The sequence below is a fragment of the Herbaspirillum sp. NPDC087042 genome, from assembly GCF_044745245.1.
Taxonomy (GTDB): Bacteria; Pseudomonadota; Gammaproteobacteria; order Burkholderiales; family Burkholderiaceae_D; genus Herbaspirillum.
The window spans coordinates 1-7,823 of sequence record NZ_JBIUZW010000035.1 but is presented as its reverse complement, the minus strand read 5'-3'; the positions used below and the strand labels follow the sequence as shown (position 1 = coordinate 7,823).

The window sequence follows — 7,823 nt, the reverse complement described above, 5'->3', positions numbered from 1 at the left end:
ACGACGCGCTCGCATGGCTCCACGTCCGCGCAGACCTCGAGCAGTGCTTTCATGTATCACTCCAGGTTGGCGTGAAAAAACTAAATTTACGTGTGGCCGGTTCACCCTGCTTAACCCTGTTCGCATCGGCGGGAGAGCCAACGAAAGCATTCTTTCGTGGTGCCGCTCGATACCGGGACAGACCTCCCCAGCTTACTGCCGTACTTCTCTTGAATCTCGTGATTCGCTGATACTGAATTCTTGCTTCGCCGGAAAGACCGGCGGGGTGCGCAGTCTGCGCCGCGCACCCCTTTACATCATTCGCGTTCCAGGTCGATGTCGATACCCAGCGAGCGGATTTCCTTCACCAACACGTTGAAGGATTCCGGCATGCCGGCGTCGATCACGTGATCGCCCTTGACCAGGTTCTCGTAGACCTTGGTACGGCCGTTCACGTCGTCGGACTTGACGGTCAGCATTTCCTGCAGGACGTAGGAGGCGCCATAGGCTTCCAGTGCCCACACTTCCATTTCGCCGAAACGCTGGCCGCCGAACTGTGCCTTGCCGCCCAGCGGTTGCTGGGTCACCAGCGAGTACGGACCGGTGGAACGGGCGTGCATCTTGTCGTCGACCAGGTGGTGCAGCTTCAGGTAGTGCATGTAGCCAACAGTCACGGTGCGCTCGAAAGCTTCGCCGGTACGGCCGTCATACATGGTGACCTGGTTCTTCGAGGGGGTCATGCCCAGCTGCTTGGCGACCGGATCCGGGTAGGCCAGGTCCAGCATGCGGCGGGTTTCCTTCTCGTGCGCACCGTCGAACACCGGGGTCGCGAAGGGCACGCCCTTCTTCAGGTTGGTCACCAGTTCGACGATTTCCTCGTCGCTGAACTCGTCCAGCGCTTCCTGCTTGCCCGACTCGTTGTAGATCGTGGTCAGGAACTTGCGCAGCTCGGCCACCTTGGCATGTGCTTGCGCCATTTCGCCCAGACGCAGACCCAGACCCTTGGCAGCCCAGCCCAGGTGGACTTCCAGCACCTGACCGACGTTCATACGCGAGGGCACGCCCAGCGGGTTCAGCACGATGTCGGCGGGGGTACCGTCGGCCATGTGCGGCATGTCTTCGATCGGCAGGATGCGGGAGACCACACCCTTGTTACCGTGACGACCGGCCATCTTGTCGCCAGGCTGCAGGCGACGCTTCACCGCCAGGTAGACCTTGACCATCTTCTGCACGCCCGGCGGCAGTTCATCGCCCTGGGTCAGCTTCTTGCGCTTCTCTTCGAAGGCCAGGTCGAACTGGTGACGCTTCTCGGCGATGGATTCCTTGATGGCTTCCAGGGCGTTGGCAATATCGTCGTCAGCCGGACGGATGTCGAACCAGTGGAACTTGTCCAGGTCATCCAGGTAGGCCTTGTCCAGCTTGGTGCCCTTGACCAGCTTCTTCGGGCCGCCATTGGCGACCTTGCCGATCAGGAGACGCTCCAGACGCTGGAAGGCATCGCCTTCCACGATACGCAGCTGGTCGTTCAGGTCCAGGCGGTAGCGCTTGAGTTCATCGTCGATGATCTGCTGGGCGCGCTTGTCACGCTGGATGCCTTCACGGGTGAACACCTGCACGTCGATGACGGTACCGACCATGCCCGAGGGCACGCGCAGCGAGGTGTCCTTCACGTCGGAAGCCTTCTCGCCGAAGATCGCGCGCAGCAGCTTCTCTTCCGGAGTCAGCTGGGTCTCGCCCTTCGGGGTGACCTTACCGACCAGGGTGTCGCCAGCTTCGACTTCAGCGCCGATGTAGACGATGCCCGACTCATCCAGACGGGCCAGTTGGTTTTCGGCCAGGTTGGAGATGTCGCGGGTGATTTCTTCTGCACCCAGCTTGGTGTCACGTGCCACGACCGACAGTTCCTCGATGTGGATCGAGGTGTAGCGGTCATCGGCCACGACCTTCTCCGAGATCAGGATCGAGTCTTCGAAGTTGTAGCCGTTCCAGGGCATGAAGGCCACCAGCATGTTCTGGCCCAGTGCCAGCTCGCCCATGTCGGTCGAGGCGCCGTCGGCGATCACGTCGTGCTTGGCGACGCGGTCACCGATCTTGACGATCGGACGCTGGTTGATGTTGGTGTTCTGGTTGGAACGGGTGTACTTGATCAGGTTGTAGATATCCACACCGACTTCGCCGGCTTGCGCCTCGTCGTCGTTGACGCGGATCACCACACGGCCTGCATCGACGTAGTCCACCACGCCGCCACGCAGGGCTTGCACGGTGGTACCGGAGTCAACTGCCACGGTACGTTCGATGCCGGTGCCGACCAGCGGCTTTTCCGGACGCAGGCAAGGCACGGCCTGGCGCTGCATGTTGGCGCCCATCAGTGCACGGTTCGCGTCATCGTGTTCCAGGAACGGAATCAGCGAGGCTGCCACCGACACCACCTGGCCCGGGGCCACGTCCATGTACTGCACGCGTTCCGGCGAGACCAGAATGGTTTCGCCAGCTTCACGGGCCGACACCAGTTCATCGGACAGCTTGCCTTCGCCGTCGATGGTCGCGTTCGCCTGGGCGATCACGTAACGACCTTCTTCGATGGCCGACAGGTAGTCGATCTGGTTGGTGACCTTGCTGCCCTCGACCTTGCGGTACGGGGTTTCCAGGAAACCGTATTCGTTCAGGCGGGCATACAGCGCCAGCGAGTTGATCAGGCCGATGTTCGGGCCTTCAGGCGTTTCGATCGGGCAGACGCGGCCGTAGTGGGTCGGGTGCACGTCGCGCACTTCGAAGCCGGCACGTTCGCGGGTCAGACCGCCAGGGCCCAGGGCGGAAACACGACGCTTGTGGGTGATTTCCGACAGCGGGTTGGTCTGGTCCATGAACTGCGACAGCTGGGACGAACCGAAGAACTCACGGATAGCAGCCGAGATCGGCTTGGAGTTGATCAGGTCGTGCGGCATCAGGTTGTCGGCTTCGGCCTGGCCCAGGCGTTCCTTGACGGCGCGCTCCACGCGCACCAGGCCGGCGCGGAACTGGTTCTCGGCCAGTTCGCCCACGCAACGCACGCGACGGTTACCCAGGTGGTCGATGTCATCGACTTCGCCACGGCCGTTACGCAGTTCGACCAGGATCTTGATGACGGCCAGGATGTCGTCATTGGACAGGGTCATGGTGCCGGTCAGCTCGTCGCGGCTGACGCGACGGTTGAACTTCATGCGGCCCACGGCCGACAGGTCGTAGCGGTCTTCGCTGTAGAACAGGCCGTTGAACAGCGCTTCCACGGACTCTTCGGTCGGCGGTTCGCCAGGACGCATCATGCGGTAGATCGCCACGCGTGCAGCGGTCTGGTCGGCGGTGTCGTCGGTACGCAGGGTCTGCGAGATGTAGCCGCCCTGATCCAGGTCGTTGGTGTACAGGGTCTGGATCGCGGTGATGTTGGCGTCGCGCAGCTTGGCCAGCAGTTCCTCGGTCAGTTCGTCGTTGGCCACGGCCACGACTTCACCGGTTTCCGGATCGACGATGTTCTTGGCCAGCACGCGGCCCAGCAGGTAGTCCTCAGGCACGGAGATGTGCTTGACGCCAGCGGCTTCGATGTCACGCACGTGCTTGGCGTTGATGCGCTTGTCCTTGGCGACCATCACCTTGCCCGACTTGTCGGTGATGTCGAAACGCGCGACTTCACCACGCAGGCGCTCGGAGACGAACTCCATGTCGGCGCCATCGGCGTGCAGGTTGAAGTTATCGAAGACGAAGAAGTTCGCCAGGATCTGCTCGGACGTCATGCCGATGGCCTTGAGCAGGATCGTGACCGGCATCTTGCGGCGGCGGTCGACGCGGAAGAACAGGATGTCCTTCGGGTCGAATTCGAAGTCCAGCCAGGAGCCGCGGTAAGGAATGATACGGGCCGAGAACAGCAGCTTGCCCGACGAGTGCGTCTTGCCGCGGTCGTGTTCGAAGAACACGCCCGGGGAGCGGTGCAGCTGGGACACGATCACGCGCTCGGTGCCGTTGATCACGAAGGAACCGGTGGTCGTCATCAGGGGCAGTTCGCCCATGTAGACTTCCTGTTCCTTCATTTCCTTGACGACCGGCTTGGTCGGCGATTCCTTGTCCAGGATCACCAGACGCACCTTGGCGCGCAGCGGGGAAGCGAAGGTCAGGCCACGTTGCTGACACTCTTTGACGTCAAAAGGCGGAGCGCCCAGCACATAGGACAGGAATTCGAGGCGCGCAAAACCATTGTGCGACACGATGGGGAAGATCGACGTGAAAGCCGATTGCAGGCCTTCATTCTTGCGCTCTGAAGCAATACGCTCAGGTTGCAGGAAATTCTGGTACGACTCGATCTGGGTCGCGAGCAGGAACGGAACGTTGTGGACGTTTGCGCGTTTCGCGAAGGACTTGCGAATGCGCTTCTTCTCAGTAAATGAGTAGTGCATGGACACTCCGTGAGTGACAGGAAGGATAGAGAGTTCAAGATTCGATCAAACCGCACGACTTGCCGGAAAGCAGGTCCGGGTTATCGGCACTCAAATCTTCAAATGTCTACCCTAGTTTTTTGCTTCGATCGCGCTTAATATTCCTGACAACGAACACTGCAGCGCATCATTTCACGAGCAAAAATAAGAAACGACAAAGGAGCCAAAGCCGAATCCCTTTTTCAAGGGATTCTGCACTTTGACTCCGGAGTAATGACTCGCCTTGGTAGGCAAGAGAATTACTTCAGTTCGGCCTTGGCGCCAGCTTCTTCCAGCTTCTTCTTGGCAGCTTCGGCGTCAGCCTTGGCGATGCCTTCCTTCACGGGCTTCGGTGCGCCGTCGACCAGATCCTTGGCTTCCTTCAGACCCAGGCCGGTGATTTCACGGACGGCCTTGATGACGCCGACCTTGTTGGCGCCGACTTCAGCCAGCACAACGGTGAATTCGGTCTGTTCTTCAGCAGCAGCAGCGCCGCCAGCAGCGCCACCGGCGGCCGGAGCAGCCATAGCGGCAGCGGAAACACCAAACTTCTCTTCGAATGCCTTGACCAGGTCATTCAGTTCCATCACGGACAGCGCGCCAACGGCTTCCAGGATGTCTTCTTTGCTAATTGCCATTTGAAACTCCTAAATTTATTTCGGTAATAACATCAGATTGGTAATGACGCGAAGGCGTCGAAACTGCAGAGCGGGGCCGCCAGAGGCGGCCGTGCATCATGCGGCTTCGGCTTCCTTCTTGACTGCCAGGGCAGCCAGAGCGCGCGCAAAGCCCGACACGGGAGCCTGCATCATGCCCAGAACCTGGGCCAGCAGAACTTCGCGAGACGGGATGCTTGCCAGCGAAGCCACAGCAGCCTTATCCAGCTGCTTGCCTTCGTAGTTACCTGCCTTCACAACCAGCTTGTCGTTGGTCTTGGCAAAGTCCGACAGGACTTTGGCAGCGGCCACGGCATCTTCCGAGATCGAGTAGATCAGCGGACCGGTCAGTTGCGGGGCGAGGTCGGCAAACTTCGTGCCTTCAACAGCGCGACGAGCCAGCGTGATTTACAACACGCGCAGGTACACGCCTTGGGCACGCGCTTGTGCGCGCAGTTGCGTCAAGGAACCAACCTGGATGCCACGGTATTCGGCAACGACGATCGTTTGCGCAGTTGCAACCTTTGCGGAAACTTCGGCGACGACGGCCTTCTTGTCATTCAGATTGAGACTCAAGATCAACCTCCAAAAATAGTACTTGGCCACGACACAGGCATATGCCTGCTTGCCTTGCACCGGTTCGAACACGGCGTCCGACGTTTAGGAGTTCACTGCAGCATAGGGCAAAACCGAAAATGCTGCCTGAGACTACGAAACTTGCTCGGGGTCACCATCTGCGTTGGGTCAGCTGTTCTTGCGTCCAGCCATTTTTAACTTCGTCCGGCTTGCTGCTGCCGGTCTCCGCCCAACGGTCTTTGAAGGCCTGCCGTCATCATCGAAACAAGGACGACAGCCCAAAGAGATGCCCCGCTTCCTTGCGGAAACGGGGACTATATTGCTTGCTTAGGCAGCCAGGGAAGCCTGGTCAACGCGAACGCCAGCGCCCATGGTGGACGACAGAGCGATCTTGCGCAGGTAGATACCCTTGCTGCTGGCCGGCTTGGCCTTGTTCAGTGCGTCGATCAGGGCCAGCAGGTTGGCCTTCAGATCGGCGTCGGAGAACGACTTGCGGCCGATGGTAGCGTGGATGATACCGGACTTGTCGGTACGGTATTGCACTTGACCAGCCTTGGCGTTCTTGACGGCAGTTGCCACGTCCGGGGTCACGGTACCGACCTTCGGGTTAGGCATCAGGCCGCGGGGACCCAGGATCTGACCCAGGGTACCGACGATACGCATGGTGTCGGGCGAAGCGATGACGATGTCGAACGGCATGTCGCCGGCCTTCACGCGCTCTGCCAGGTCTTCCATGCCGACCACGTCTGCGCCAGCTGCCTTGGCAGCTTCAGCCTTGTCGCCGGAGGCGAACACGGCCACGCGAACGGTCTTGCCGGTACCAGCAGGCAGAACCACGGAACCACGAACAACCTGGTCCGACTTCTTGGCGTCAACGCCCAGCTGGACGGCGACGTCGATGGATTCGTTGAACTTCGCGGTTGCGAATTCCTTGATCAGGGAAACGGCGTTGTCGAACGGGTAGGCCTTGGTACGGTCGACCTTGTCCTTCATTGCCTTCATGCGCTTGGATACCTTAGCCATTACAGACCCTCCACCGTGATGCCCATCGAACGTGCGGAACCAGCGATGGTACGCACTGCAGCTTCCAGATCAGCAGCGGTCAGGTCCGGCTTCTTCTGGGTAGCGATCTCTTCCGCTTGCTTGCGGGTGATCGAGCCGACCTTGTCGGTATGCGGCTTGGCGGAACCCTTCTGGATACCAGCAGCCTTCTTGATCAGGATGGTCGCCGGCGGAGTCTTCATCACGAAGGTGAAGGACTTGTCCGCGAAGGCGGTGATCACGACCGGAATCGGCAGACCCGGCTCAACACCTTGGGTCTGGGCGTTGAACGCCTTGCAGAATTCCATGATGTTCAGGCCGCGCTGACCCAGCGCAGGGCCGATCGGGGGGGACGGGTTCGCTTTACCAGCTGGCACTTGCAGCTTGATAAAACCAATAATCTTCTTTGCCATGACGGCTCCTTATTGATTGAGTTTTAGCGCCGGTTCATCGGCCTTGCGGCGTCTTACTTTGGCTCCTCGGATTGCCGGAATGACGGACGATACCTTGTCCGACGCGCTCCGACGGGCGCTGAATTTCTTAGAGAAAGCGGGATTCCCGGGCGGGATCAGACTTTTTCCAGCTGGCCGAATTCGAGTTCGACCGGAGTGGCGCGACCGAAGATGGTGACCGAGACGCGCACGCGCGATTTTTCGTAGTTCACTTCTTCGACGTTGCCATTGAAATCGGTGAACGGGCCTTCCTTGATGCGGACCATTTCGCCAACTTCGTAGAGCACCTTCGGACGCGGCTTCTCGACACCTTCCTGCATCTGGCGCAGCAGCGAATCGACTTCGCGCTGCGGCAGCGGGGTCGGGCGATTCGACTTGCCGCCGATGAAACCGGTGACCTTGCTGGTGTTCTTCACCAGGTGCCAGGTTTCATCCGTCATTTCCATCTCGACCAGGACGTAGCCCGGGAAGAAACGACGTTCGGTCACCGACTTGTGGCCGTTCTTCATGTCGACCACTTCTTCAGTCGGCACCAGGATCTGGCCGAACTGTTCTTGCATGCCGGCGCGGTTGATGCGCTCGGTCAGCGCGCGCTGCACGCTCTTTTCCATGCCGGAATACGCATGCCCCACGTACCAGCGCTATTTTCCGGCGCCTGACCCGCTAAGCGACCCCAT

The 7,823-nt window shown here is 60.0% G+C and carries 5 protein-coding genes and 1 pseudogene; all 6 read right to left on the bottom strand.

Annotation, left to right across the window (positions count from 1 at the left end; translation table 11 throughout):
- Positions 1–296: 296 nt before the first annotated feature.
- Positions 297–4,403, bottom strand: coding sequence for a DNA-directed RNA polymerase subunit beta (rpoB, locus tag ACIPHN_RS25505; RefSeq protein WP_400441914.1), 4,107 nt, complete (start codon positions 4,401–4,403; stop codon positions 297–299).
- 278 nt (positions 4,404–4,681) lie between these two features.
- The gene (rplL, locus tag ACIPHN_RS25500) at positions 4,682–5,059 is read right to left on the bottom strand and encodes a 50S ribosomal protein L7/L12 (RefSeq protein WP_006465495.1); all 378 of its coding nucleotides are present in this window, start codon (positions 5,057–5,059) and stop codon (positions 4,682–4,684) included.
- Between the two features lie 96 nt (positions 5,060–5,155).
- Positions 5,156–5,653 (bottom strand): annotated as a pseudogene (gene rplJ, locus ACIPHN_RS25495) (50S ribosomal protein L10).
- A 327-nt stretch (positions 5,654–5,980) separates the two neighbouring features.
- On the bottom strand, positions 5,981–6,676 hold the full coding sequence (gene rplA / locus ACIPHN_RS25490; RefSeq protein ID WP_400441911.1) for a 50S ribosomal protein L1: 696 nt from the start codon (positions 6,674–6,676) through the stop codon (positions 5,981–5,983).
- Entirely contained in the window at positions 6,676–7,107 is a 432-nt protein-coding gene (rplK, locus tag ACIPHN_RS25485; protein WP_006465498.1) for a 50S ribosomal protein L11, read from the bottom strand. The genes rplA and rplK overlap by 1 nt, the downstream gene beginning before the upstream one ends.
- Positions 7,108–7,262: 155 nt before the next feature.
- Positions 7,263–7,778, bottom strand: coding sequence for a transcription termination/antitermination protein NusG (nusG, locus tag ACIPHN_RS25480; protein ID WP_400441908.1), 516 nt, complete (start codon positions 7,776–7,778; stop codon positions 7,263–7,265).
- Positions 7,779–7,823 lie beyond the last annotated feature (45 nt).

Excerpts from the sequence above, each read along its gene's own strand:
- rpoB (WP_400441914.1), bottom strand. The coding sequence starts at position 4,403 with ATGCACTACTCATTTACTGAGAAGAAGCGCATTCGCAAGTCCTTCGCG.
- rplL (WP_006465495.1), bottom strand. The coding sequence starts at position 5,059 with ATGGCAATTAGCAAAGAAGACATCCTGGAAGCCGTTGGCGCGCTGTCC.
- rplA (WP_400441911.1), bottom strand. The coding sequence starts at position 6,676 with ATGGCTAAGGTATCCAAGCGCATGAAGGCAATGAAGGACAAGGTCGAC.
- rplK (WP_006465498.1), bottom strand. The coding sequence starts at position 7,107 with ATGGCAAAGAAGATTATTGGTTTTATCAAGCTGCAAGTGCCAGCTGGT.